We start from the raw sequence: 25,155 nt of genomic DNA, 5'->3' as shown, positions 1-25,155 counted from the left end.
TGTATTCGTTATAGTGCCGGTGTATCTTTTTACTTTGGCATCCGCCCGCCGCATTTCCATAGTGCCATCGGGTGATGTTCAACACGCGAGAGAATATCAGCATCGTCAAACAAAAGGCCCGGCTGATAGTTTCCCTCTGCAAAAGCCTGCCAGAAGGACAGCTCCGTATCTTCCGGTTTTAGAATCGCGGCTAAATAATCCTTTACCTGTTTCTGCGCACAGGCCAGGTCAAAGCGTTCTCCACGGCGCAGCACCGGTGTAAGGTCCGTCCTGATTTTCCGTGCGGATATGCTGCCGATACCATTGAGGTCAAAGTATTCCGGCACGGTTTCCGAAGCAATCGCCGCGTAGAACATGATACACTTTCTGAAAAGCGGTTCCTGCGTCTCGTCAAACAATCCATACTTTTGCATATTGAACATATCATATAAATCCCGCGGGGCCGCCCGGTTTAAGAGGGCGACCGTCTTTGCGGAGAAGATTTCCAGAGGATCAACGTTTAATACTGTAAGCTCCTGATCGTTCCATGGCAAATAAACCGGTCTGCGGGAAACAGGCAGCACATGGCAGCGGAGCATATAGTTGATCTCAATTTTCAGGTTGTCTTTCATTCCTCCGGCATTCACATACTCGTACACGAAGGAATCCAGCGCGTGGTATTGCTTTGATTTCAAACTCAGCGTATAGCCGGAAGCCGCCATGTATTTTTGTATGTGTTCATTGATCTGCTCCCGCTCCGCTAGCATAGCTTCCCTTGATACATCCTTTGAGAAATCCAGGTCTATATCAACCGACAGGCGGGGCAGATCAAAAATCGTCAGATTGATCGCCGTGCCGCCTTTCAGGGCAAGGCTGTCCGCAAGCAACCCATCGCTTTCCATAAAAGAAAGAACATCCGCGAGGCGGCAGACTTTCTCAAAGGTGTCACGGACAAAGCCGAGTTCTTTGGCCTGCCTGCCAAGCGTAATACGGTCAAAGCGCATCATAATCAGTTACCCCCTTATTTATGATCGTTTTCAAATCTTTTGGAGCAAACAGTTTCCATCTGTTATGAAGGACAAAATCGCCCTGCTTTTCAAAGAGATAGGTTTTACTGGCAGAAGACCGTTTTTCACATTCCACAAAAAACGGTTCCGGTAAAGACAGTTCCTCTTTCCATGCTTCAAGAATAAATCCGGCCTTTTGATATAGCTGCGCCCGGCCATACAGTTCCAGCGCGTCAAGCAGTTTGCTGTAATCAAGCGAAGGAATCAGGAGAAGGCAGCGCAACAATTCTTCCAGGCCTCCGATTTTTTCAAAATCCGCTATACTGTCTATCACGGTCCGCTCTAAAGAAGTCACGCGGATGCCGGTGTCTGTTTTTATGATGTCCGTATTTCCCCGGCAGGCCATCGGACAGTAATTTACGCCGTCATAAGAGAACGGGCGGACGCGCTTTTGGGTGGTGAAGTACACATCATAAAAAACCTGGTTCGCATATCCGTAGTATTCAAAGGCGCTGTGGTGGGACACACAGGCATCGTCTGTCACGCGGGAAGCTATCTGGTAGCGGTTCGGGATCGCCTGTCCGGTTTCCATGCTGATGACCGCATATAGATTGCGGCGCACACGCTCGATATATCCTTTTTGCAGATAACTCTTTATCTGCCATACAGCGGAACTTTCTGATCCGGCGAGCTGCACCATATCATCATGTGTAAAACAGCGCAAAGCGGCAAGCTCTTTGTATCGTTCCATTGCACAGCCTCCTTTTTTGTTTTCATTATAACGCAAAGCAAGAGAAAATACAATGGTTTTGAACGGATTTAGAAATAATCGTTTTTTGAACTGCACGAAGCAATAGGGAAAGTATCTGTTTTGTGCGAATTTGAAAATGTATTAACGTTCCGGCTCTTTCCGTTTTGTTGGTGCATGTACGGCTGCCGTCCGCTCTGTACTCTGTTTTATGCCTTCGCGGATCGAGACTTTCTTCCCATGTTCCTTTGTATAATCGAGCCGGGCCTGCGTAAGAAAGAGATCGACAAGTCCGGGGTGGCTACGATCCACCACAAAGTAAACATTCCGATCTTGGCCGAAGCCGTCCGGGTTCTCGTAGACCGGAATGGTTTTCGCCCAGGCTTTGTTATCGCGGGAAATACGCCCATCCCAATCCTTTTGCCGGACCGTGCCCGCAAGCACATAAAACATCCGGTCATAACCGAATTGTTCCAAAACCTGATGTACTGCCTCCGTTCCGAGGCGGTTATCCCGGTAGTGATCGGCAATGGCCTGTTCGATTGCCTCCTTACAGGCGATATTTGCCTTATAGGAAGCACGGTATTGTTCCAGTTCTCCATGCTCACGCACATAGGAAGCCGGATAGATATATAGCTGTGTTGTGTCTTTCATGTGATCCCTCCAAATAGAAAAAGCTGCCTTGTGAGACAGCCCCGAATAGTGAAAAAGAGGGCGGGACACCGAAAATGCCCCGCCCATAAGTTTATCCAAATACAAAATCTTTGAGTGCGTGGTTTGCGCCGCCGATCATCCCGACCAGCCAGGCCGCCGCCATTGGCAGACCGTAGGGGCTTATCAGAAACGCGATCACCAGCCATGCAAGCCCGGCCCACACTCCGGCAGTAAAGAACAGCACCAGCGACGCCAGAAATACAATGCCTGATAAAATCCCCAGCACCGCGCCGGATGCGATCACCAGGAACTTGCACACCAGATAAAGAAGCCCCGTAACCAGGACAAAGGGAAACGCCAACAGTTTGAATATCAGACGCATAGGTCAAGCCTCCTTCCACGGGAAAATATCATGTCCCTCTGCCAAAATTCTACCGTGCCGGTTCCCGGAAAGCAACGGCTATTTTCTCCGTTTACGAAATGTTTGCAAATCCCCGGAGCAGCTTATCCATACCATTCCACAGGTCATCCAGCCGGGTACGCAGATCTTCCACATCCGCAGCATAAACGCTGCCGGTTTCATTGGCACGCCGGGTGTACTGGTTTAAGTTGTTGGAGCAGATACGAAGGAGGCGTATCATTTCCTGAATGTCGCCCATATCCAGGTGAATGATGTAACCGTCCACCGCCATTTTGCGGAGATAAGCGGAAAGGTTGGTGATCCCCAGCTCTGCCATGCGCTCTTTTATCAAAGCAGCCTCCGCCTCGGTCAGAACAAACTCCACACGGACAGACCGCTTATCCCGTCCGCCCTTCATCGGTCCAGCCCGCCTTTATGGGGTGCGCCTCTACCGGGAGCAGCGACGGCGGCCTGGGCCTCTTTGAGCCTGCCGCGCATGGACGCCTTTTTTAATTTTTCCATGTATTCCTGAACATTGCCCGGCTTTGCATGGTAATCCCGTTTCAGCCGTTCCCGGCGCAGGATCACCGCCAGCTCCCGCTCGCTTTCCGGCGCGTACTGCATGGATTTTGGCGTGCCGTGCTCCGGCATAAGCTCATTGATCTGCCGTCTCCGGGACTGATAGGGCAAGGTAAACTGTACGCCGTCCTCGAATGTCACCGTTACCCGGTCAATGGGACAGGACAGTGATTTCACCCGCTCCACATGGGAAGGGTAATCCAGAGGGTAGATGGTGCCGGTCACTTTTCCATCCTGCAAACCATCCAATGTAAGGGCATAAGCTAAAATCGGGTCATTCGTCTGCTCATGGTAGAACATCCACACTTTATTTTCATTGCTTTCCTGTAGATACACCTCCCGCTCGCTCAAACAATAGGTGCCGCAGGGCCGTGACATCCAGAGAAGGCGCCGCTCCTCCGGTTCTCCTGATAAGGCCACCTTTTGGATCAGTTCTTTATCCACGTCAAAATCTTCTTTATAATGCTGTGTATGCAGTTCTACGACCTGCCCCAGAAAGTCCAGTATGTCTACGCCTTCAAATTTGGTCCCCATACTCAAAGCCCCCTTTCCGGGACAGGCGGTGTGATCTGCCTTGCCTCATGCTCCGGGCGCTCGGATTTCAGGCGGTCCAGGACAGAGGGCTTTTCTTCCGGCAAGGTCTCCGGGGCAAGCTCCCGGATTTCCTCGTGGGTCTGGCCGTCCGTCAGGTCCGGCTTCACCGGGGGCTCGTTGTTCAGCCTGCCGTCCAGCATATTATAATTGCCGGTCTGTCCTTCCTCGTAAAGCTCCGCGTTCCGCAGATAGCTTTCAGGCGGCTGGAAGGGCTGCCCGGCGAACAGGATTTCCCGCTGTGCTTCAAACTGCCGGAGAACGCCGTTTTGTAGCCGGGCAAACTCCGCATACTGATCCGATGTAAGCCCACGCTCCAGCATTTCCGCCTGAGAATGGGCCCAGCCCTCACCGTAGAGGAAATAATACATATCCGCCCGGTCTGTGACAAAGCATAGGGAGCCGTCGCCGTTATCGTAATAGGAGGTAAGCCCGTCCTGATAGTGATAGTGTTCCTCGCGGCCCAGATAGACCCGGTTGTCTGCCGCAAGCATGGCGACCATGCCGGCATAATTGCTGTGTACCGCGGAACGGATTTCCACCAAAGGGTCCGGATCTTTGGAAAGCTGCCTGCCGGGAATCTCATTCAGTTTTTCCATCGCCGCGTTTCGGGGCGTCTGTTCCTCATGGGCGCGGGCAGCTCTGTCCGGCTGTGTTCCGTCCTTTCGGACAGCACCCGGTTCCGGTTCCTTTTCCTTTACAAAATAGTGGACGTTGGCAGTCGTGCGGCTGTTACACTCCTTCGCGTAAGCCTCGGCTGTCTCCTGGGAGGCAAATTCAAGGGGCCTGCCGGCCTCCTTGCACCAGCTTTCCGCCCGCCCAAAGATTGAAGCGGCGCTGCGCACCGCCCATACACCGTAAGTCTTTTCTTTTTCCATCGGCACCTCCTGTTATCGTTCCTGCTGCTTTTCCGGTTTTAGCCGGGCAGACGGTTCCGCTGTTTTCGTTTCTTTAAGCTGCTGCCGGAGGGAGGGCCTTTGTTCCGGCTCCGTATCTGTGATATTCACATACTCGCCGATGATACAAAGCGCCTCGCCATAGCTGCCGGAAGCAAATACCCGGTCCTTCATTTCCTTTGCCTGGTCTGTAAGCCCATGCTCCCGCAAAGTGCGCTCAGCGATCCCCACCAGGTTAAAAATATTGCCGTCCTGCCCGATCAGCGCGCAGTCCGGCTTTTCCGGCTCCGGCGCCGGTTCCCCGATAAACCCGCCCAGACGGTTGGGGACAAAATCAGAGAGCCATGTGCCACCGAAAGTCTCATGGGTCTGCAAACGCCACATGGCAAGTTTCCCAATCTCCAGGTCCACACCCTCAAAGGGATAGAGCAGACAGGGAGAATCATTATACTCAAAAGCAAAAATATCCTGGAACTTCGCGCCGTTTTTCAGAATACCGGCCTCGGTGAACATTTCATTGATCCCGTCAAGCCATTCCTGCAGCTCGCCGCCGCAGCCCTGCAAAATCAGGCCGCCTTTTCCCTCCATACGGCGAAGGTCCTCTGTTTCAATATGGTTGATACTCAAAAAATCGCCTCCTATCGTTGTTGTTGGTTTTCTTTCCTGTGCCGGACAGCTTTGCCCTCCGGCGTTTTCCTTAGCTGCTGCCGGAGGGAGGGCTTTTGTTCCTCTTTCTGTAAATCCGTAAGGATCGCAGATAAGGGCTGTTCCCACCGGCTCCCGAAGCCCCGTACCACCGTTCCGGCCAGAGCACCGTTTTCCCTGAACATTTCCAGCGTGTCAAAAGCCCGGTCAAAAAGAGAAATGTTTCCGGAATCTACACATGGGGCAAAGTGGATCACCCCTTTGGGATAGTTCCTGCCGGTCCCGATCCAGCCCCGCACAAAATCGTCAAAATCTTTTGTGATTCCCGCATCTGCCAGCTCCACGGCATGGCTGGCATTTACAAGACTTGTTTCCTGATACTGGCGGCCCAGGACCAGCACGCCGGTCTTTGGATTGAACAGGAAGCGCCGGTTGCCGATCTGCTGCATGTCAATGGCCTGCGTCCTGGTATCGATCCGCATGATCTCCGGCACAATCGGTATTTTTTCTATAAGCATCCCTCCAAACTGTCATAAAAATAGAGCACTAAAATGCGCCCTTTGTCCGCAACTTAGCCCCATTTCAGAGGCCGGGAGTATTCTAATATAGGCGCCCCGTAAACAGGGCCTTAAAACCCTTGAAAACACTGGCCTGATTGGGCTAAGTTGCGGACACATCACCCTCTGTTTTGCCGCCTGCGCCGTTTCCGTTCCCGCTCGGATTTCCGTCTGGCAAAGCTACGGCAAAAATCCGAACAATACGCCTGGCTTGTGACCGGAAGGTAAGCCTTTCCGCAGACCGGGCATATCTTCTGCCTGAGAGAAGTATCTTCACCGGTCAGGGCAGATTCCAGCTTTGGCTCCGTAGGCAGCACCGCCGCCCGGAAATAACGGCAGAACGCGCCGGTCCACCATTTATTCAGCATGTAGCAGGGACAGTCCAGGGGGAGGCAGAGCTTATCCTGGCAGTCATAGTTGGCGCACAAACTCGTCACCAGCCTTCGGATTGCCGCCCGCTCGGATCGTGTCAGTTCTCTTTCCGGTGGGGCGCTCATTTGCGCCCACCTTTCCTCGCCGGAAATTCCAGCTTGAAATTCACATACTTGCCGCCCGTATCATCCAGCACCACAACCGCGTCATAGGTCCGGCCCGTTTTTTCACTGTAAAGCCCGGACATAGAAACGCGGCCCTCTTTCAGAAGGGCCGCCGCAACGGTTTTTGTCAGGGTTTTCTTCTTACCTGTAAAGAATTTGTTATCTTTCCAGAGGGCAAAGGAGCAGTCTCGCTTTTCACAGAAAAATCCCTTTTTGCCCTCATACACAGTGCCGCCGCAGCGGGGACAGGTGCCGACAGCCTCGCGCCGGGTTCCTTTTGCGTAAGGGAACAGGCCGGCAAACCGTTCCTCCGGTGCGGTATGTTCTTTGACAAGCCCCCTGTTCATATCGGCGATCCCTTCCATGAAAGCCTCCGCACTGATCTCGCCGCGCTCCACCTGTTTTAGTCTGGATTCCCATTCCGCGGTAAGCAGCGGGGATTTAATATTATCCGGCAGGACCGTAATCAGGTTGGTTCCCTTTTCCGTGGGAATGAGCTGTTTTTTCTTTCTCTGCACAAAGCCGGTTGTTACCAGCTTTTCCAGTGTAGCCGCACGGGTAGCCGGGGTGCCTAAACCCTTGCGCTCTGCATCCTCCGGTGCGTCTGCCGCGCCTGCCGTTTCCATAGCTGCCAACAGGGAATCCTCCGTATAGTGCTTTGGCGGGGAGGTCTTGCCTTCCCGGACGCCTGCTGCCACCGGTTCAAAGGTCTGGCCCTGGGTAAGCTCCGGCAAGGCCGCGTCTGCGGGGTCCTCCTTTTCCAGTTCCGCCTGTTTCAGCCCCATGCGGTAGAGCCGTTCAATTTCCTTCCAACCTGCCTGCAAGACGGTCTTTCCTTTCGCTGTGAAGGAATGGCCTGCACAATCCAGTACCACCGTGACCGCCTCAAAGCGGTGCGTCTGGCCGGTGGCGCAAAGGAGCCTCATGGCGATCAGCGCCAAAACATCCCGTTCCCCGGAAGGGAGAGCAGACAGGTCCGTCCGGGCGATCTCCACGGTGGGAATAATGGCATGGTGGTCGGTGACTTTACTGCCATCCGTTACCCGGTCAATATCCGGTTCTTCCAGGCATCCTTTCCCGAAAGGCATGTTGTCCCGCAGCCACAGGATCAGGGAGGCGGCGGTTGCCTGCATATCCTCGGTCAAATACTGGCTGTCGGTACGGGGATAGGTCGCCAGCTTTTTCTCATAGAGGGATTGCAGGTAGTCAAGGGTCTGCTGGGCGGTGTAGCCGTAGATACGGTTACATTCCCGCTGCAAGGTCGTCAGATCATAGAGGCGGGGAGGCTGTACGGTCTTTACCTGCTTTTCCACTGAAAGGACAGAAGCCGTCTGCCCGTCACATTCCCTGCGGATTGTCTCTGCTGCCTGTTTTTCCGCCAGCTTATCACCGGAAGCAGTAAGACCGCCGCAAGTGATCTCTGGGACATAGAAGGGCCTGCTGGTAAATGCCTGAATCTCTGCCTCACGCTGCACCAAAAGCGCCAGCGTTGGGGACATGACGCGCCCGACATTCAGGGTGACGCCGTACAAGACAGAAAACAGCCTGGTCGCATTGATCCCAACCAGCCAGTCCGCACCGGCCCGGCAAACCGCGGCCTCATAGAGACGGTCATAATCCTTACCGGGGCGCAGGTGTTCAAAACCGTCCCGGATCGCCGCGTCCTCCATACTGGAAATCCAGAGGCGTTCCATCGGTTTCCTGCACCCGGCATACTCATAGACCAGACGGAAGATCAGCTCACCCTCGCGTCCGGCGTCAGTGGCGCACACCACGGAATCCACCCGTTTGTCCTTCATCAGCCGGCACAGGAGGTCAAGCTGTTTCTTCTTGTCCTTCGGCACCTCATATTTCCATTCGTCCGGCAGGATCGGCAGATCGCCATAGCGCCATCTGGCATACTGTTCCCCGTAGGCTTCAGGCTGTGCCAGCTCCAGAAGGTGGCCGACGCACCAGCTCACCAGGTAGCCGCCGCCTTCCAGATAGCCGTCCTTTTTCTCATCTGCGCCCAATACCGCCGCCAAAGCCATAGCGACAGAGGGCTTTTCTGCAATCACTAATTTCACTTGTCATCCTCCATTTCTTTGAATATAGAAAAGGCAGCCGCATAGCTGCCCTTATAAACTCGGTTCCTGTTTTGCCGCTGTTTTTTCCTTTGGTGCTTTTTCTGCCTGTTCTTTTACCTGCGCCTTATTTTCTGCCAGCCGTTCCAGGAGCCCCTTTTCCTGTTTCCGGCCAAGAGTTTTTGCCGCCCGGTCATAATACTGTACCTTATCGGAAAGAAGGTCAGCCGGAGCCACCTGGGTCGCATTAACTTCCTTAACCATGCTTTCCAGTTCCTTTGCCTGCATATCGCCATTATCCGGTACGATCAGCACCTCATGTATAGACGAGGGGAGAACATAGAAATTCTTTCCAAGCAGCTCACCGATTTTATCCAGAACCCCGTCCCGCGCAAGAATCCCGGAACCGTTTACTTTGCTGGCATTTGTCAGAACATACATTGGCATAGTAGCTGCATCCAACGGTTCTGTGCACTCAAACAGATTTTCAGGTTTTGACGAGAACATGATTTCGTCCATCATATCTTCCATACTGTAAAAACAGACCGGGCTTCTTTCTGTTTCTGCCGCAACTGCATCCTGATGAAGCTGCTCTTTAGTAACACCCCACAATTCCATCATACGATCTGTAACAACAGCAGAGGCAACACCCTCTTTGCTCTCCATGACCTGAATCCGGTAGACCGCAGCCAACTCTCCGCACGGGGTAAACGGTTTATCTTTCAAATACTCCCGGTTTTGTTCAGGATCGCATAGACGGATAGCAAGCATGGGCTTTACTTGTCTGTAATCCATTAAGTCCGATACTTCAAAGGGAACCCTGGTATCTTGTTCCGTCCTGATCTGTACGATTTCCCGTATGATTTCATCCATTGGCCGCCCCTGCGCAAGCTGCTTGGCATAGGGTTCCAAATAGATTGTCGGGACAGTAATTTCTCCGTCGTTTCGGATCATAAGGCCGGTAAGCCTCCGGTCATTTCCTTTTGTCACTTCTTCCAGAGTGATATGAGCCTCCTGATACTCCGGCGGTAAATACTCCCGGATATGGTTTTTGATATATTCCGCAATTTCAGTATTCATCTATTATTCCTCCGTTCCATATTTTCGTAACCTTCATCCGCCATTTTTCCTGCCTGCATCAGACAGAGCAGCACAACGCCGGCTACCGTACCGGCTGTAAATGCGATAAGGTGTGTTATGATACTCCACATAAAAATGCCTCCTTTCGGGCAAAAGAAAACGCCCACTGTCCAAGTGAGCGCTGTGCCAAGTTGTCTTATTCTGTTTTACTTTTTCGGGAAATAGATTTCTCCCACGGGTATTTCCCGCAGTTCTTTTTTCATTTGATGTGCGAAGCGGATCGTCCTTACGGTTCCGCCTTTTTCCCGCCCGTCATACACCGCGATTACCCGGTCAGAGTGTTCCACCATATAGCGGTTGCGGTGGGAATAGACGCTGGGCTGGTATTCCTCCTGTATCACAACCACATCACGGCAAGCCTCCAGCATTTCATAGGTCCGCCTCTTTGCCCTGAGACTGTCCAGCCGTTTCTGATATGGGATTACGGCAATCAATTCCAATGAAGGATCATCTTTCTGCTTTTCCATAACTATTTCCACAAAATACTGATCCACGCCCTCCGCGACCCCACTCATGAAGCAGGTAAAGCCGTCCGCAACCGATTTTTCAATTTCACGCAGCAGGGCAGCCTTTACATAGTTGATCTGATTCTGCGGTAAATCCCTGTGTCCCGTGACACAGCATGTTTTCTTTTTCATCTGGCACCTCCGATAATAGATTAAAACTACCGCCTTGCTATAGTGTAGTAGGTTTATTTTAGCAAGTCAACGCAAATACCCTTTTTCATCTACCGAATATTTACCTCCTGTAAGGTACAATCTATTATGCAGAAGGAGGTGACTATGATGTATGAAGATTTTGTCCCGGAACGGCTGGCAAAGCTAAGGGCGCTAAAGGGAGTATCTGCCCGTGACATGTCTTTGTCGCTGGGTCAGGCGAACAATTACATCAATAACATTGAGAATAAGAAGTCACTTCCCGCCATGCAGTCCTTTTTCTACATCTGCGAATATCTCGGCGTAACACCCCAGGAATTCTTTGATGAAGGAAATGCCTGCCCGCAGACACTACAGGAATTTATGACTGAGGCCAAAAAACTGGACTCAAAATCAATGGAATATATTCTCGGCATTATGAAAGAACTCAATAGCAAACGGTAGAGCGGCCAGCAGTTGGCCGCTTTTCTTAATATTGTATCCGGTAATGTCCTGATAATGTCCCATCCCTATACCGGCGATAATCCCTGTTTTGTCCTAAAATGAGCCGCCTTTTGTCTGGCGGCTCATTTTCCTGCTGCACTCTTTATCATTTCCCTGTACTGCCAAAGGCGCCGGTGCCCCGCTGCTCCCCAAGCTCTGTCACAAAATCCGCGATCACCACCGGCGTAATGACGAGCTGGCCGATCCTTGAACCTTTGGGAATGTGCCGCGTCTGGCTGCTCACATTGCTAAGAATTGCATGGATTTCCCCACGGTAGCCGGAATCTACAGGCGGCAGCTCGCAGACCAGCCCTTTGACAGCCATGCTGCTGCGGGGGAACACATATCCGGCAAACCCATCCGGCACCTCGATCCCAAATCCCAGGGGAATTTTCGTAATCTCGCCGGGCTGTAGGGTGCAGTCATAGGGCATATACACATCCGCGCCGGCATCGTTCCCATGTGGCCGGTAGGGTCTCTGATCCTCCGGCACGCCAAAATCGATCAGCTTAATCTTCATGGGCGCCGCCTTCCATAAGCAGCGGGTAATCCGCCGCCAAAATCCCGCCGGGCGTCATGCTGCCCGCGATCTTTCTTTTGCAGCTCATTTTCCCCTCCAGACATTGATCTCTCTGGCAGAAAGGGCCGGTAAGATCGGGAGCAAAGAGTACCTGGCTCAATGAAAAAAGCTCCTGCCAGATTTTCAGGAGCACGATCCGGGTCTCGTCCGTATTGCGCCGGCATACCCGCTGGCCGATGATATGTTTCCACTGGTAAGGTGTTGCGCTGATAATCAGCACATTCCTAAGGCCCTGGGGCGTGACATAGCCCGCCGCGTCGTGCCCGATCCCTGCCGCGCACAGTTCTTCGTAACAATCCATATCGGATTTACAGCTTTCCAGATACATTTCCTGAATTGCCTTCGGCGCAGTCAAAATCTCATAGGGTACAGCAAAATCCGCCTGTCCCGCATAGTTGCTGTACTGTAAGGACGCACTCATAAACTTTACCTCGTTCTGGTGCCTGGTGATCTGCGCAAGGAAACGCCTGCTTGCGCCTACAATGGCAACGGTGATAACCGCGAATTTCTGGATCGTGGGGTGCGGGAGCTTGCTGATCGCCGTTACGGTATCATTGCTGAACGACTTTTCATAAAGCGCCGTCAGATCCTCCATTGTATTGATCTTATGCCCGCGCTGGGTAAGCCTGGCCGCAAACACCATGTTTTTCTCGGCCTCCGCCACCGCCTGGCAGTTCAAAACCTTTACTTCAATTCTGTTGATTGGTCTGTCCCTCCTTTACAATCGCTTTCAGTAAAAACAGATAGTTAAGACTGTCTGTGATCTTCTCGTCCCATGTGCCGGCGTCAAAGCTCATGCCGTCGGCAAAGCACATGTCATACAGGGAAACGATATGCTTTGCCAGCATCCCGGCAAGGGCACGCTCCGGTGTCGTGTGCTGTAAAGCAGCGGCAGCCTTGAAAGCCCCCAGCCGGTCCGTATCGCCCCCTGTGTATTCCTTTGTTTTCTTTTGCAGGATTTCCCTGCATAGAGCCACCTGACCGTCAAAAACGGCATTGACCTCTTTCTGCGTGATAAGGCATCCCTCCTTTGAAAATGGTTTTGTCCCGAATCCTGTATAGAATCCGTGACAGTTTACGCGCTTGGCAGATAAATCCAGTCGTGCATCAGGCACACGCTCGGCTCGTCCTCCCTGGGGACCAGCCGGTAGGTACATTCCCCGTACACGGTCCGCTTGTCCTCGATCTCCATTTCATAAGCCTTGTAAAAGCGGTATTCGATATTGGAGATAATACATTTAAGCGTCTGCAATGCCTCCCGCTGGGAAGTCACGATCAGGTCACGGTCCACGCTGCGCTGTAGGAACAGTAGCGACTTGTAAAGCTGTACCTCCGTGCGGTAGGGCCGGCAGTCCATCGTCTCCAGCCAGTGGCAGAAAGCTACCGGGCCGCTCAGGGCCAGTTCCCGCTCGGGGTGGTAATACTCGTAGCAGTCCAGGTTGGCCGTGTTCAGCAGGTACAGCATTTCCCTGATCTCATTTTCCGGCATGTCGTAAAACCTAAGAAGGGAGCGGTACAAATGCACATAGCCGGGTATTGAAACAATGGTATTCACCATAGAAAAAATCCTCCTTGTAAATGACTGGTGCGGGAGCACATGCCCCCGCACCGGTTTTCAGTCTGCTTCGTTGTTTACTTCCACCAGCTTTGCCATGACGATGAAGCGGCTCGCGCCTCCGGGCGTGCAGGTGGAAAGGGTCAGCACCTTATCGCTGCTTGTCACCGTGACGTCCGTTTCCACAACAGAACGCTCCGCCATAGCGGTAAGCCAGGTCGTATAAGCGCCGTCATCCTTCCAGCTAAGACGCCAGGGAGAGGTATCGCTGCCGGATTCGGAAGGCTTTGCCACAAACGCCGCGAAAACCTCACAGAGATAACCGCCCTCCGGGGTCACAAGGTACATCTGCTTATGGGTATCAAAGTAGCTCTGTTCGTCATACTCATTCAGGGCGGCGAACATGGAGCCGTCCCGCATGTTATGTCCGTAAATAATGGTGTTCCGGTCAGAAAAATCCGCCTTGTTCTCATAATCCGCGAACAGGCATCCCACCTTATTGTAGGTGCCGTCATACAGGTGGTGCAGGTAATACTCGTTGTCATCCGCCTGCGTTACCGGGTAGTTGATCACCGTATCGGGAAGGGTAAGCCACCCGATGATGTCCGGCCCGCTTTCCCGCAAAGATTCAAAATCCACCATAGGAAGAACCACGGAAGGGGCTGACCCAGCAGGTTCCGTTTCAATGGGTGCGGTCCCGGTCTCCATATCCTCCGGTGTTTCGGTCCGCTCCGGCAGCTCCACCAGTCCTGCGAGGTCATCATAAGCCCCGGCGCTTTCACTGTACTGGCAGAGGTCACGGACCATCAGGAAGCCGCTGCCTAACGCCAGTGCCGCGCAGAGGGAGAGGGCCGCAATGCCCGCAGCCTTTGTCTTAGGGGTCTGTCTGCTGTATTTCCCCTTCTTGAAATAGAGGGCAGCAAACATCCCACCGCCGATCAGAGCCAGCGCCAGAAGGCCGCCGTACAGGAAAATGAAATTGTCATCACCGGTCTGCGGTACTGCCTTATCAGGATTAGACGGTGTGGAAGGCTTGGACGGTGTTTTCGGATTATCAGGAGTTTCCGGTTTTTCTGGTTTCTCATTAAAGAACTGGACCGTTGCGGTCTGGTCCGCCTTGATCTCCACCGTGGCCGCGTCAGGAATGATATAATCCTTGCTTGCACGGTTGGAAAGCTCGGTTACGGTATAAATGCCGACGCGCAGCCCCTTGACCTCGATCACGCCGGATTTCGGTGTGGTGAAGGTCTCACAGTAAGAACCGTCTGCGCTCTTGACCTCAATGGCAAATCCGTCCTTGCGTCCGTCACTGGAATCTTTGGTGATTTTCAGGTTGCCGCGGTATGCCTCATTGGTAAATCCCCGGCCTGCCTCGCCGTTTTCGATCACAACGGTCTGGCCGTCCTCGGTGATCGCAAAGTAATAAGCCTTTTCGTCAGGCTGGTAGCCCTCCGGCGCTTTCTTTTCTTTTACGAAATAGCCCTTAGCCAGAAGATCCTCCGCCATGTGGAATCCGCCGTCTGTCTCTTTCAGGGCGCCGACCAGCGTATCTTCGGCATCCAGCTCCTTGTTGCCGTTGGCGTCCTCATACAGTTCAAACACCGCGCCGGAGAGGAAGCGCAGGAAAGTATTCTCCTTATCGCTCTCCACAGAGGAAGGTTCATCCACCGCCTCGGTCTTATGGAGCTGCACCCGTCCGCGGATCAGGGTATTATCCACGCGGAATTCGATTGTCTGGCCGTCCGCACCGATATAAATGTGGTGTTCCTCCGGGCTCACCGTATAGAGCGCGGGAGCGGAAATTTCCTTTACAATCCAGTGACCGTAAGGGATATTCTCAAAGGCAAAGCTGCCATCCTCACCGGTGGTTACGGTAAGCAGCGCGTTTTCCTCGGTAAATTCTTCGGTGTCAGGCTTAAACAGGCCCATCACCGCGCCGGCCAGCTTCACATCTTCGCCAACCTCCGTGCTCTCGCCATATTTCACACCGTCAATGCGTCCGCGGAGCAGGTCATTGGGAACAGCCTCGCCCTCATTTATCAGGATAGAGACAAGAGCAGCCTCCTGACCCGCATATTCAAAAACTACCGGGTATTTGGTATCGGAAAGCACATAGGCGCTGTTGGTGGTGCGCTCCTGCACATAATAGCTGCCAAACGGAAGGTCGGAATCAAAGCAAGCGTCATAGCCGCCCGCCTCATTTGCGGAAACGGAGACCACTTCCAGAAGCCCGCCTGCCGGGATCACGCTGCCATCCGCCGCCGTCAAGTCAGCGGAAGCATACAGACCAAAGGAAATGTCCTTGTATTCCTCATTCATGCCAAGCCCGAAAAGCTCGTCTGTTTCCAGAGCTTTGAACAGGGCAACATCCACTTTCTGGCGCTCGTCATACAACCCTACTGCGGTCTGCGTGACCTCCACGGTCTCGCCCGCGTAGGTCAGCTCCGCATATTCCGGGACAGCATTTACGACCATGCCAGCCGGCGCCTGCCGTTCTTCCAGACGGTAGCGGCCCAGGTACAGAAGTACGCTTGTGGCGGTTCCATCTTCCCCGGTGGTAAGGGTCTCTACAACTGTGTCCTTTGCTACTCGGAGGGTCCCGTCGCCGGTGTAAATATCCTCGTCAGCGATCACATCATAAACTGCGCCGGGAAGCCCGGCCACTTCATATACCGGCTGATACAGGCCGTCGTTTTCCTGGACGGAAGCGAACACCTCGCCGGTCTTTGTGATGGTGAGCTGGCCCTTCTGGGGCATGTTGTACTGTGTGACGGTCACAACCGCCTCGCTGCCGTCAATGGTGAACGGTACGGGCTCACTGGAAAGGACATAACCGTAAGGAGCCGCCACCTCATAAAGCTCATAATCCCCGGTATGCAGAGGTTCCGGCAGCATGAGCCAGCCTTCGTCCGAAACATAGAAGGTATCAAGGGTCTCCGGGTTTGGGTAGAAGATTTCCTGGGTGACAAATTCCCCGGTGGAAAGGTCCTTGATCTGGAAGCCCGTGCCGGTCATCGGGATAATGCTCCCGGTCTCGGCGTCGCATTTCTCCACCTTGAGCCTTGCGGTAATGGTGCGGTTATTCAGAATATAGCTGTAGGTCTGGCCGTCTGCGGAAATAAAGACGGTAAAATCAGGAATGAACGCCTTGCCTTCCTCACCGGCTGTCTGGTGGACCGTATAATGGCCGTAAGGCAGCATTTTGGAGGAAGTAAAGCCGTCGCTGTCCGTGGTGAGCAGGTCGCGCTCGCTTTCCTTCGCCGCATCATAGCTACCCGCCGCCTTCAAGTAGATTTCAAAGACGGCGCCGGCCTCCGGGTGCTCGATCACACCCTCATTCGGTTCTTCCGTATTTTCATCTTCGGACACATCCGGGTCCGGGTCGTCCGTATGCTTGACAAGCTGGATATTGCCATAGATCACGGTTTCCGTGACCTGGTTCTCCGTAGTGTTCAGCTCCACCTCGTACAGCGCCGGGGAAGCGCCCACCTCATAGACCGTATCATTCAGAAGATAACCGGTGCTGGGCTCGATTTCCCGTACCGTCCAGCTATCGCCGCAGACATAGTAACGGGTCATAAAGCTGCCGTCCGGCCCGGTGGTATAGGTATCTACCAGCTCGCCATTGTTATAAATCCCATAGGTCGCCCCGGCAAGGGTGGCGTCGCCCTGGGCGGTCCCGGTGTCCGCGTCGCTCTTTACCACATGCACGCGGAATTTCTTCAAAATATTGCTGAAATGGACGGAAGCAGTCTGGCCGCTCTCAATAGTGATGTACTGTGCGGAAGGGGTCACATAGCGGTCAACCGGGATTTCCGTCACCAGGTAAGTGCCGGGCAGGAATTTCTTTTCCACCTGGCCGTTATCCCCGGTAGTAACAGTCTCATTGACTTCATTTCCCAAAATATCCGTGCCGGAAATGCGGAAGGAAATGCCGGACACAATGCCGTCCTCACTGGTCTTGACGATCTTCGCGGTGCCGTAGGTCTCCGTTTTGATGTTCATAAAGAAGGAAACCGGGTCGCTGGCGCCGGTCATCATGGTCTGATAACCAGGGCGGCCCCAGATCAGCATGTCGTTGGCAACCGGAATGTCTTTTCTGAACTCAAAGCTCACCGGCTCCATAATCATGTTTTTGCTGGTGAAGGTGTACTGGTTGCCGTTCCTGCTCACGGTCACGCCGCTGCCGGAAAGCATTTGCAGGTCGATATTCAGGTTGTTGGTGTCGGTAACAGTCAGGGTATAGACCTTTCTGCTGGTGTCCCATTTCAGTTCCAGAACAGGGGCATCCCCCTTATTCGCCGCGGTAAAGGAAGGGACGGTGGAGTGGGACGCCACCTGTTCCAGAATCCAGTTGTATGCCTTTTCCGCAGGACGCCCGGCAACCACGCTGTAATACTGGTCCGCCGAAGCGTGGCCGTTGCTGTGCCGGCTGTAGGGGTCGCTGCGAAGCTGCTGCTGGTATTCCCAGAGGATGATCTGCGTCGCCATTTTATAATCGTCCTCATTGATTCCGGAAACAGGAAGGGAGGCGCCGGGTTTCCAGCCATAGATCGCAGTCAGGGTAATGCCGCGCCTGGCAGCGGACGGGAGCATATTCAGGTAATCGCTGTTGGTCCCGTTCTCCGAAGTATAGGTATTTTCGGAAGTGTTGTAGGGAATCCCGCTCTCCACGCAGTAGACCGAATGGGTCACGCCGTCCGAATCTGTCAGCATGTAGTGCCGGTAGGCGCTGCCGCCGGAGCCGGAACGTTTATCCGTGGTTCCGTCTGAATTGTAAGCAAGGAAATTGGTAGGCACCGGGGAATAATAATGCTGCCCGTCAGACCCTACATACTGGTCGCCCAGCCAGGAGCTTGCTTTCTGGCCCACGCCTGCCGCAAACGCCTGGGCGGGAAGCAGGCTAAAGACGCATACCGCGCAGAGTAAAAATGCCACGATCCTGTGCAGACCGCGGCGGTGTGTATTCGTTTTCATATTCACGATAGAAAGACCTCACTTTCATAAAATAGGTAAGGACGGCGCATTACTCGCCGTCCTCATGGGTGCTATCCTCAAAGTCATCCTCGGAGAGATATTCCGGTTCGCCGTAAGCCTCGTCCGGGTCAAAGCCCTCCCCGTAGCCGTCGTCCTCGTCAAATTCGTCCTCGTCCGCCGCCTGCTGTTTCGGGCGCACGATCTTCACATAATAGCCGACGCCTCCGACTGCAAGCAGGGCGACGATGATAAAGATGATCGTGCCGACGCTGCCGGTATCTTTCTTTGGCTGTTCCGATTCAGCCGGTTCCTCCGGCTCTGCCGGCTTTTCCTTTCCGATGCAGCCGTTTAAGTCATTTTTGCAGACCGGGCAGCCGGTATTGACTTTTCCGGCCTCGCATTTCTCCTTACAGGTGCAGACATCCGCAGCGGGGATCACGCTCACGCTGCCATCATTCTTTTCCGCAAGGGCCATCAGGTCCGCCTCGGTGACGCCATTCAGAAAGTAAACGTTGTTGTCGTCACGCTTGCCGTCAATGATAAGGTAGAACACATTCCCGGCCTCGGTGGTAATGGTGTAAAACTGTTTATCCCCATCCTCGCCGGTGGCGCTGTCCAGCACGGTCCCGGTCCCCTCCGGGGTGAAAGCGCCCTCCGGGACGGAGGAAGTGGTGGGCTCCGGTGTGCCGGAATTTCCTGTACTGCCGGAGCTGCCGTCCTGGGAGCTTGTGCCGCCCGAATCCGTTCCCGTATTGGAACTGCTGCTTTGGGTGCCCGTGCTGCCGGAAGAAGCTGCCTGGGTCTGTACCGGTTTTGTTGCCGGGGTGCTGCTCTGGCTCGGCTGCGTGGGGGCAGCCGGCTTTTCCGTGGACACCGGTTCCTTGTAATAGGGGTTGTCAAATTGCACGGCATCAGAACGGTTGCCGGCATAATCCACCGCGTAGACGCTCACTTTTTTATCTGTGCCGGCATAATCCTTCAGCGCGACAGAGGCTTTCCCGTCCACAAGGGAATTTACACGGGTCTTGTCGATATAGACCGCCTCCACGCCGGAATTGTCGTCGCTGCTTACGATCTTTACGGTTTCCCCATCCAGCACCGCCGTAAGCGTGGGCGGCGTGGTGTCCTTGCCCCCGGCGGCAAAAGCCGTCATGGGCAAGGTCATGGCGCCTATGAGAAAGACAAGCGCCACAAGGAGAGAGATTCGTTTAGTCCTCATGCACTTCCTCCTGTTCCTGCGGCGAAGACTCCTGTGCGGACGCCATCTGCCGCGTTTTTAAGAATTCGGCCAGTTCCTGGGGCGTCAGGTGGTAGCTGCGGGCCACCGCCACAAAGTCGGTGTTCTCCAGCTCCGTTTTCTGTTTCTCCAAATCCTGGAGCCTGGCCTGCTGCTCCGCGATCTTCGCCTTGGTCTTTTCAATGTCTTTTGCCAGTTTTTCAATTTTAGGGTTCAAGTTGTTACCTCCATTCTGTTAAGGCAGCCGCGCAAAGGTGTAAAAATGCTGCTGCCAGTAACTTGTATTGATATTTGCGTAAGAGATCGGGTCCCCGCAGTGGATCATCATTCCGTTACCCACATAGATTCCCACATGGCTTGCGCCGCTGGTGTTATAGGTCCCCTGGAAGAAAATCAGGTCGCCGGGTCTTGCGTCCGCACTCGATACAGGCGTACACACGCCTAAAAGCCCGTCCGCGGTAAGCCGCCCGAAGTTCCAGCCGGTATGGTTGACTACCCAGGAAACGAAGCCTGAACAGTCAAAGGAAGTGGAAGGGCTTGCGCCGCCCCACACATACGGATAGCCTAAGTATTTCTCCGCCTCCGCGATCATGGCCGCGAACTGTTCATCCGCAAGGGCCTCCGGCGGAATATCGTAATCAAAGTAGCTGCCGCCTCCGCCTGCGCCAATGGCTGGCAGCCCGGTACTGCCGGTGTCACCGGTATCTGCAAAATACAGCGGATTCAAATACTGCCCGTCCACCAATACCTCCAGGTGCAGGTGCGGCCCGGTGGAATTGCCGGTGCTGCCGACCTTCGCGATTACATCCCCGGCCTTTACTTCCTGGCCCACGGACACAAGAAGCTGTGAACAGTGGCCGTATTTCGTGGTAAGGGTATGCCCCTCGTAAGCCTCGCCTTCAATGGCGACACACAGGCCGTAGCCGCCCGCGTTTCCTGCCAGCGTAACCGTACCGTCATGGCCGGCTAAGATTTCCGTGCCCTGGGCCATGCCGATGTCAACGCCGGTATGGTAGTTCTTTTCCCCGCTGATGGGGTGTACCCGGTAGCCGTAGTAGCTGGTGACATAGGGCAGCCAGTTTATCCCAAAGACATTTTTCACATACTGCCGGTTGCCCTTGGTCTGCAATAGAATCTCACAGATTTCTTTCTGCTCGGTGCTCATGCGCTGCACCACCAGGTTTGCAAGAGGCGTGGCCGTGAGCTTTACATTCAGAATGTGCCACTCATACGGTACTTCTTCCTCGGTTTCCTCGCCGGTCTCCGGGTCAACATGGGTCTCTGTCCGGTAGCGGATTTCCGTTTCCTCCGTAAAGGTAAGGGAATACTGCTCATTAAAAAGCTGCCGCAGGACGCCCTCGATCTGCTCATAGGTGAAATTCTGATAGGCAGAAGTGAGATAGCCCATCAGGATATAGGGGTCATGCTCGATTGCGCCGATGTTATAGCGGTACTCGTCATAACCGGGCCGGTCTGTCTCCACACGGTCTATTTCCATTTGCAGGTCTGTTTCCCACTCGGTATAGATAAGCTCCGCGTTGTTGATGTCCTGGTCCTCCGCCAGATAGGTAGAGGCGGCGATACTTCCCAGGCCCCCGGTCCCGATATTGGAAAACGAGGAAAACAGCGAAGAAATGAGAAATACCACCAAAAGCAGAAGGACGAGAATGCTGCAGATAACCGGGTGACGCTTGACGGTGTTTACCACCGAAGCAGCGATCTTTTCCGTTGTAACGGCTGCGTTCTTTGCCCGCTTTCCGGTTTTCTGTGCCTCCCTTGCGGCTTTGGCATACTGCCGTTTCAGCTTTTGCTTCTGCCACATCCGGGCAAGGAAATTTTTCTTTAGCTCCGGGTGTTCCGAAAGGGTCTGCCGGTAGGCAAGCTTCGCGTTAGCCCTCGCTGATTTCTGCTGTAACTTTGTCACCCGGCGGTATGGCGCTGTTTTATGGCGGTGGTACAGGGTGCGCGCCCAGGCCTCACCCACAAGCTCGGTGCGGTGGGCGGCTTTCACGCCGACATTTTCTTCCTCCGCCTGGTAGATTTTCTTATGGGCGTAGCCGACAGCCGTATTCGCTGCCGCCTTTACCGGGCGCATGGGAAGGGAGCCCTTTACATGCGCCCGCTGGGATTTTACTTCCTGCTCAAATTTCAGCCGTTTTTTTGCTTTGCCGGTCTCCGGGTCGGAAGCCGTCTCCATCCGCAGTTTTTTCCGGGAAGGCAGACGCGCCTCGGCGTCCTCCAGCTTCTTTTCCACACGCTCGGCCCTGCGCCTCGCCTGGGTCAGCTTTTTATCCGCCGCCTCCGGTGGCAGCTCGTCAGCGGTAAATTCCAGCTTGGAAGGCCGTTTCGGTTCTCCCTCGGCTGAACCCGGCTGTTTCTCCTGGGGTTCCTCGGCTTTTGCCGCCTCCTGGAAACGCTGCTGGTACTTGTTGCCATGCTGGTGCATCCGGCGTCTGCCCGATGTTTCCCCGGCATTTGTGCTGCCGGCCTCCGAAGCAGCGGAAGCCTCCGAACTGCCGGAACCGGGCAACTCCTGGCCGCCGCGCCGGGAAAAGTCTGCATCCCGGCGCTGGAGCCTGCCGGAATCACTGTGCCTGGAATCCTGCTGCCTGCTTTCGCGGAAGCTGTCACGCCCGGAAAAATCCGGCCCGTTTTGCTGCGGAACGCTGCGGCTGTCCTGAATGAAGCTGTCAGAATCCCCGGACGACTGCCGGGAAAAAGCCTCCGCATGTGTTCCATAGTCCGCAGATTCATAAGCCGCCATTTCATCCACTGGCTGCCGGGAAGCAGCAGCATACGTATTGGAATCCGTTGCTGGAACTGCGCCGTCCTCCGAAGCCCCTTGATACAGGTTCCACCCTCTATGGCGGTTATCTTCCTGCACAGGAGCGTCACGGGCCCGGCGCAGATCAAAATCCTGCCCGCGCATCTCGCCGGTCCGGACGTCGGTTTCTGTTTTTCCCGCCGGCTGCCGCACCGCGTCTTTGGGCCGTCTGAACTCTTTATCACGGGACATATCCATCACCTCCAGTCTGAATTATCGTTGCTGGTCTGCCGGCGCTCATGCGCCTGCCACTTCATCCGGCCTTGTGGTAAGGACCGAATACAGAAGGGTGTCCTTCGGGAAGTGATCGACGAAAGGAATAATCACATTGCCGAAAAACAAAAGACCCTCGCCGGGGCCGGAATGGGTCACATAGGAAAGCTGGTGGGGCGAAATGCCTAACTGCTTCGCCAAAATCTGCCGGTCTCCCTGGGCCTGGTTGAGCATGTAGATAAAATCCGAGTTCTCAAAGATGTTCTCGATCTCCCTGGAAGCCAGCAGGTCCTTCACATTCTGCGTTAAACCGCTGGGAATCCCGCCCCATTTTCTGAACCGTTTCCATATCTCTACACTGAAACTTCCGGTCTGTCCTTTCAGCAGGAGGTGGAATTCGTCGATATAGAACCAGGTCGTCTTATGCTTGGAGCGGTTGGCCGTAACACGGTTCCAGACCGCGTCCTGCATGATAAGAAGGCCGATCTCTTTCAGGGCCTTTCCCAATGACTTCAACTGGAAGCACAGTACCCGGTGGTGATCCATCTGGATATTGGAACGGTGGTTAAACACATTCAAGGAACCATTGACGTAGATTTCCAGCGCCGTGGCGATATTCTGCGCCTCCGGTTCGCTCTGTTTGCGAAGGAGGTCGTACAAATCCCCCAGGATTGGCATGTTTTCCGGGCGCGGGTCCTGCAAATAGTCCCGGTACACAAGCCTTGTGCAGCGGTCAATGATCGTCTTTTCAATAGGGGAAAGCCCCTCCTTGCCGCCGATGATAAGGTCACACAGAGACAGGATAAAATCACTTTTCAGGGTGATCGGGTTTTCATCATCCGAATAGTCCAGGTTTATATCCATCGGATTGATGTAGTTAGTGGAGTTAGGGGAAATGTCAATGACCTGCCCCTGAGCTCCAAACTGCTTTACCAAAGGCCCGTACTCATTTTCCGGGTCTGCTATGATAATGTCGTCCTCCGTCAGAAGGAACACATTGACGATCTCACGCTTGGCAGAGAAAGATTTGCCACTGCCGGGCGTACCCAGGAACAGGCCGTTGGGGTTTTTCAGGTTCTTGCGGTTCGCCATAATCAGGTTGTTGCTAAGGGCATTGAGACCGTAATACAAAGCCTCGCCCTCCTGAAACAGCTCGCAGGTGGTAAACGGCACGAAAATGGCCGTGCTGCTGGTGGTAAGACCCCGCTCGATCTCGATCTGGTTCTGCCCCAGGCATAGAGAGGACATAAGGCCCTGCTCCTGCTGGAAGTCCAGGCGTTTCAGGGCACAGTTGTATTTCTGCGCCACACCGGAAGCGGAAAAAATATCCGTAAACAGCTTTTTGCGCTTCGGGGCGATATTCTCCACCAGAACCGTCACAAGGAACATCCTTTCATTCCGGCTCTGCAAATCCTGCAGGAGATTTTTCGCTTCTTCCCCATAAGTGGCAAGGTCGGTAGGTATGATGTCCATGTCATAGCCGGAGCGGACCGCTTTCTTCTGTTCCTCAATCGTCATCTTCTGCAAATCAGACATCTTGCGTTTGATGTTCTTGATCGCCTGGGCCTGGTCGATAGACTGGATATGCAGGTTGATTGTCACGGCGTCATCCAGGTCAAGCAGTTCCGCCAGCAGCCGATCCGTCAGCTCCGGGGCCAAAATCTGCAAGAAGGACACCGCGCCGGAATGGTCGCCCACCCGGAAGGTCTTGCCGTCCTGGGAGAAGGAGAGACCGGAAGGGGCGATATAGTCCTTTGTGGAGAGCCCGGTTTTCGGCAAATCCGACCAGTTAAAATGAAGTTTCTCCTGGCCGTCCGGGTGGAGCTGGCTGTGCAGAAGCTCCAGACGTTCCAGCCCGTTTAAGGGCCTTGCCTGCACGCCCAGGGCTTTGAAGTTCCCCAGCACGTCCGTTTCGATCCGTTCCAGACGCATTTTCGCCGTGCGAAGGTCCTCCGCTTCAATCCCGAAGGTGATGTATTTCCGCTTGGTAAGGCCGTTGTTGCCCTTTTGGAGCTGGTTCTTTAACATATCCGCGTACTCCCTGCGGATTCCGTCGTACTCGTCGCCACGGGCAGGAATCTCTATGCTGTGAACAAAGTCCTGCATATTGGCCCGCTGGTTGATGAAGGTGAGCTGCACATGGATCGAGGCGTCAAAGTAATTGAGAAAATCGCAGTAGCCCTCAAAAATCTGCGCCTTGTCGTCCGCCTGCGCGAGCTGGTAGTTAATATCAAAGAACTGCACCGTCTTGGTGTAATAATTGCCGCTCACACGGCAGATACCGTCCCGGTACATTTCCTTATAGGGAATACTCTGCTGGACCGTCTGCGGGGCGTCCGCTTTCAGCCCGGAAAAAAAGCCGGGCTTTTTCTTCGGCCCGGCAGGAGAGGCAGTTTTACTTCCTGCCTTTCTTGCTTCGGTGCGGGTCTTTTTTGCCTGCTTTACGTTTCTTTGCAGACGTTTTTCCTGCGCCTCCTGCTGTCTGGTTTTTGGCAATCTGTGATACCTCCTTTTTGGATATGGATTTGTAGAAGTTTTCTGTCCGGTAAGGGCGGTCCTTCGGCCAGAGCTTATAGCGGAGCCGGTTCCTTAACAGCTTTTCCGCCGGCTGCCCGTCCTTCTCATACATGGCAAAGAAGAAAAAGGGCATCATCAGGCCGATCATAAGGAGCACCGCCGCCGAATTGCCGATGGCGCCGCGGGTAAGGAAATATACCGGCAGCCCCACCAGCGCGGCCAGACTGAAACAAATAAGCTGGCGCTTTGTCAGGCCAGCGGCTACTTTGGTCTTGACTTTGGTTAAGTCTTTGGGTACGGGTACATAAGGCATTTCGT

General features: G+C 54.0%; 25 protein-coding genes. 1 reads left to right on the top strand and 24 read right to left on the bottom strand.

Annotated elements, in window-relative coordinates; translation table 11 throughout:
- Positions 1-29 precede the first annotated feature (29 nt).
- From WMO41_RS02645 to WMO41_RS02580, 14 genes are all read right to left on the bottom strand, one after another.
- Entirely contained in the window at positions 30-986 is a 957-nt protein-coding gene (locus WMO41_RS02645) for a nucleotidyl transferase AbiEii/AbiGii toxin family protein (RefSeq protein WP_009249991.1), read from the bottom strand.
- Positions 973-1,737 (bottom strand): type IV toxin-antitoxin system AbiEi family antitoxin domain-containing protein, encoded by a 765-nt coding sequence (locus WMO41_RS02640; RefSeq protein WP_009249990.1) that lies wholly within the window; start codon positions 1,735-1,737, stop codon positions 973-975. Before WMO41_RS02640 ends, WMO41_RS02645 begins: the two co-directional genes overlap by 14 nt.
- Positions 1,738-1,878: 141 nt before the next feature.
- Positions 1,879-2,388: a DUF3849 domain-containing protein gene (locus tag WMO41_RS02635; RefSeq protein WP_009249989.1), complete on the bottom strand. Its 510-nt coding sequence runs from the start codon at positions 2,386-2,388 to the stop codon at positions 1,879-1,881.
- A gap of 91 nt (positions 2,389-2,479) precedes the next feature.
- On the bottom strand, positions 2,480-2,770 hold the full coding sequence (locus WMO41_RS02630) for a CD1845 family protein (RefSeq protein ID WP_009249988.1): 291 nt from the start codon (positions 2,768-2,770) through the stop codon (positions 2,480-2,482).
- A gap of 91 nt (positions 2,771-2,861) precedes the next feature.
- Positions 2,862-3,206: a plasmid mobilization protein gene (locus WMO41_RS02625; RefSeq protein ID WP_009249987.1), complete on the bottom strand. Its 345-nt coding sequence runs from the start codon at positions 3,204-3,206 to the stop codon at positions 2,862-2,864.
- Positions 3,203-3,901, bottom strand: coding sequence for a hypothetical protein (locus WMO41_RS02620; RefSeq protein WP_009249986.1), 699 nt, complete (start codon positions 3,899-3,901; stop codon positions 3,203-3,205). Before WMO41_RS02620 ends, WMO41_RS02625 begins: the two co-directional genes overlap by 4 nt.
- Before the next feature lie 2 nt (positions 3,902-3,903).
- A complete protein-coding gene (locus tag WMO41_RS02615) occupies positions 3,904-4,836 on the bottom strand; it encodes a DUF4316 domain-containing protein (RefSeq protein WP_009249985.1) in 933 nt (310 codons plus the stop codon).
- A 12-nt stretch (positions 4,837-4,848) separates the two neighbouring features.
- Entirely contained in the window at positions 4,849-5,481 is a 633-nt protein-coding gene (locus tag WMO41_RS02610; RefSeq protein WP_009249984.1) for a hypothetical protein, read from the bottom strand.
- An 11-nt stretch (positions 5,482-5,492) separates the two neighbouring features.
- A complete protein-coding gene (locus WMO41_RS02605; RefSeq protein WP_009249983.1) occupies positions 5,493-6,017 on the bottom strand; it encodes a hypothetical protein in 525 nt (174 codons plus the stop codon).
- 158 nt (positions 6,018-6,175) lie between these two features.
- Complete coding sequence (locus WMO41_RS02600) at positions 6,176-6,553, bottom strand: cysteine-rich VLP protein (protein ID WP_009249982.1); 378 nt, start codon at positions 6,551-6,553, stop codon at positions 6,176-6,178.
- Positions 6,550-8,658, bottom strand: coding sequence for a DNA topoisomerase 3 (locus WMO41_RS02595; protein WP_009249981.1), 2,109 nt, complete (start codon positions 8,656-8,658; stop codon positions 6,550-6,552). The genes WMO41_RS02600 and WMO41_RS02595 overlap by 4 nt, the downstream gene beginning before the upstream one ends.
- A 51-nt stretch (positions 8,659-8,709) precedes the next feature.
- Positions 8,710-9,735: a DUF5688 family protein gene (locus tag WMO41_RS02590; protein ID WP_009249980.1), complete on the bottom strand. Its 1,026-nt coding sequence runs from the start codon at positions 9,733-9,735 to the stop codon at positions 8,710-8,712.
- Complete coding sequence (locus WMO41_RS02585; RefSeq protein ID WP_009249979.1) at positions 9,732-9,866, bottom strand: DUF3789 domain-containing protein; 135 nt, start codon at positions 9,864-9,866, stop codon at positions 9,732-9,734. The genes WMO41_RS02590 and WMO41_RS02585 overlap by 4 nt, the downstream gene beginning before the upstream one ends.
- Positions 9,867-9,941: 75 nt before the next feature.
- Positions 9,942-10,490: an SLOG family protein gene (locus WMO41_RS02580; RefSeq protein ID WP_330621745.1), complete on the bottom strand. Its 549-nt coding sequence runs from the start codon at positions 10,488-10,490 to the stop codon at positions 9,942-9,944.
- A gap of 90 nt (positions 10,491-10,580) precedes the next feature.
- On the opposite strand from WMO41_RS02580, the gene WMO41_RS02575 reads away from it, so the two are divergent.
- Positions 10,581-10,895 (top strand): helix-turn-helix domain-containing protein, encoded by a 315-nt coding sequence (locus tag WMO41_RS02575; protein ID WP_009249977.1) that lies wholly within the window; start codon positions 10,581-10,583, stop codon positions 10,893-10,895.
- Between the two features lie 145 nt (positions 10,896-11,040).
- Here WMO41_RS02575 and WMO41_RS02570 read toward each other — a convergent pair whose 3' ends face one another.
- From WMO41_RS02570 to WMO41_RS02525, 10 genes are read right to left on the bottom strand one after another with little or no spacing between them, the layout of a single operon-like run.
- Entirely contained in the window at positions 11,041-11,454 is a 414-nt protein-coding gene (locus WMO41_RS02570; RefSeq protein WP_009249976.1) for a dUTP diphosphatase, read from the bottom strand.
- A complete protein-coding gene (locus WMO41_RS02565) occupies positions 11,444-12,217 on the bottom strand; it encodes an FAD-dependent thymidylate synthase (protein WP_044983745.1) in 774 nt (257 codons plus the stop codon). Before WMO41_RS02565 ends, WMO41_RS02570 begins: the two co-directional genes overlap by 11 nt.
- On the bottom strand, positions 12,204-12,629 hold the full coding sequence (locus tag WMO41_RS02560) for a hypothetical protein (RefSeq protein WP_009249974.1): 426 nt from the start codon (positions 12,627-12,629) through the stop codon (positions 12,204-12,206). Before WMO41_RS02560 ends, WMO41_RS02565 begins: the two co-directional genes overlap by 14 nt.
- Positions 12,590-13,072, bottom strand: coding sequence for a hypothetical protein (locus WMO41_RS02555; RefSeq protein ID WP_009249973.1), 483 nt, complete (start codon positions 13,070-13,072; stop codon positions 12,590-12,592). The genes WMO41_RS02560 and WMO41_RS02555 overlap by 40 nt, the downstream gene beginning before the upstream one ends.
- 57 nt (positions 13,073-13,129) lie before the next feature.
- Complete coding sequence (gene srtB / locus WMO41_RS02550) at positions 13,130-18,046, bottom strand: class B sortase (protein ID WP_044983842.1); 4,917 nt, start codon at positions 18,044-18,046, stop codon at positions 13,130-13,132.
- A 49-nt stretch (positions 18,047-18,095) separates the two neighbouring features.
- Positions 18,096-19,265, bottom strand: a complete 1,170-nt coding sequence (locus tag WMO41_RS02545) for a DUF4366 domain-containing protein (RefSeq protein ID WP_009249971.1) — start codon at positions 19,263-19,265, stop codon at positions 18,096-18,098.
- The gene (locus tag WMO41_RS02540; RefSeq protein WP_009249970.1) at positions 19,255-19,500 is read right to left on the bottom strand and encodes a DUF4315 family protein; all 246 of its coding nucleotides are present in this window, start codon (positions 19,498-19,500) and stop codon (positions 19,255-19,257) included. The genes WMO41_RS02545 and WMO41_RS02540 overlap by 11 nt, the downstream gene beginning before the upstream one ends.
- A gap of 18 nt (positions 19,501-19,518) precedes the next feature.
- Positions 19,519-22,299, bottom strand: a complete 2,781-nt coding sequence (locus WMO41_RS16040; RefSeq protein ID WP_009249969.1) for a CD1108 family mobile element protein — start codon at positions 22,297-22,299, stop codon at positions 19,519-19,521.
- Positions 22,300-22,344: 45 nt separating this feature from the next.
- Positions 22,345-24,816, bottom strand: coding sequence for a VirB4-like conjugal transfer ATPase, CD1110 family (locus tag WMO41_RS02530; RefSeq protein WP_009249968.1), 2,472 nt, complete (start codon positions 24,814-24,816; stop codon positions 22,345-22,347).
- The gene (locus tag WMO41_RS02525; RefSeq protein WP_044983744.1) at positions 24,716-25,150 is read right to left on the bottom strand and encodes a PrgI family protein; all 435 of its coding nucleotides are present in this window, start codon (positions 25,148-25,150) and stop codon (positions 24,716-24,718) included. The genes WMO41_RS02530 and WMO41_RS02525 overlap by 101 nt, the downstream gene beginning before the upstream one ends.
- Positions 25,151-25,155: the final 5 nt, after the last annotated feature.

It is taken from the genome of Ventrimonas faecis, assembly GCF_040096075.1.
Classification (GTDB): Bacteria; Bacillota; Clostridia; order Lachnospirales; family Lachnospiraceae; genus Brotaphodocola; species Brotaphodocola faecis.
Note: the sequence above shows the minus strand (reverse complement) of the source record. Positions and strands in the feature narration are given on the sequence as shown.

Coding starts and splice junctions, on each gene's coding strand:
- WMO41_RS02645 (WP_009249991.1), bottom strand. CDS start 986: ATGATGCGCTTTGACCGTATTACGCTTGGCAGGCAGGCCAAAGAACTC.
- WMO41_RS02640 (WP_009249990.1), bottom strand. CDS start 1,737: ATGGAACGATACAAAGAGCTTGCCGCTTTGCGCTGTTTTACACATGAT.
- WMO41_RS02635 (WP_009249989.1), bottom strand. CDS start 2,388: ATGAAAGACACAACACAGCTATATATCTATCCGGCTTCCTATGTGCGT.
- WMO41_RS02630 (WP_009249988.1), bottom strand. CDS start 2,770: ATGCGTCTGATATTCAAACTGTTGGCGTTTCCCTTTGTCCTGGTTACG.
- WMO41_RS02625 (WP_009249987.1), bottom strand. CDS start 3,206: ATGAAGGGCGGACGGGATAAGCGGTCTGTCCGTGTGGAGTTTGTTCTG.
- WMO41_RS02620 (WP_009249986.1), bottom strand. CDS start 3,901: ATGGGGACCAAATTTGAAGGCGTAGACATACTGGACTTTCTGGGGCAG.
- WMO41_RS02615 (WP_009249985.1), bottom strand. CDS start 4,836: ATGGAAAAAGAAAAGACTTACGGTGTATGGGCGGTGCGCAGCGCCGCT.
- WMO41_RS02605 (WP_009249983.1), bottom strand. CDS start 6,017: ATGCTTATAGAAAAAATACCGATTGTGCCGGAGATCATGCGGATCGAT.
- WMO41_RS02600 (WP_009249982.1), bottom strand. CDS start 6,553: ATGAGCGCCCCACCGGAAAGAGAACTGACACGATCCGAGCGGGCGGCA.
- WMO41_RS02590 (WP_009249980.1), bottom strand. CDS start 9,735: ATGAATACTGAAATTGCGGAATATATCAAAAACCATATCCGGGAGTAT.
- WMO41_RS02585 (WP_009249979.1), bottom strand. CDS start 9,866: ATGTGGAGTATCATAACACACCTTATCGCATTTACAGCCGGTACGGTA.
- WMO41_RS02575 (WP_009249977.1), top strand. CDS start 10,581: ATGTATGAAGATTTTGTCCCGGAACGGCTGGCAAAGCTAAGGGCGCTA.
- WMO41_RS02570 (WP_009249976.1), bottom strand. CDS start 11,454: ATGAAGATTAAGCTGATCGATTTTGGCGTGCCGGAGGATCAGAGACCC.
- WMO41_RS02555 (WP_009249973.1), bottom strand. CDS start 13,072: ATGGTGAATACCATTGTTTCAATACCCGGCTATGTGCATTTGTACCGC.
- srtB (WP_044983842.1), bottom strand. CDS start 18,046: ATGAAAACGAATACACACCGCCGCGGTCTGCACAGGATCGTGGCATTT.
- WMO41_RS02545 (WP_009249971.1), bottom strand. CDS start 19,265: ATGAGGACTAAACGAATCTCTCTCCTTGTGGCGCTTGTCTTTCTCATA.
- WMO41_RS16040 (WP_009249969.1), bottom strand. CDS start 22,299: ATGTCCCGTGATAAAGAGTTCAGACGGCCCAAAGACGCGGTGCGGCAG.
- WMO41_RS02525 (WP_044983744.1), bottom strand. CDS start 25,150: ATGCCTTATGTACCCGTACCCAAAGACTTAACCAAAGTCAAGACCAAA.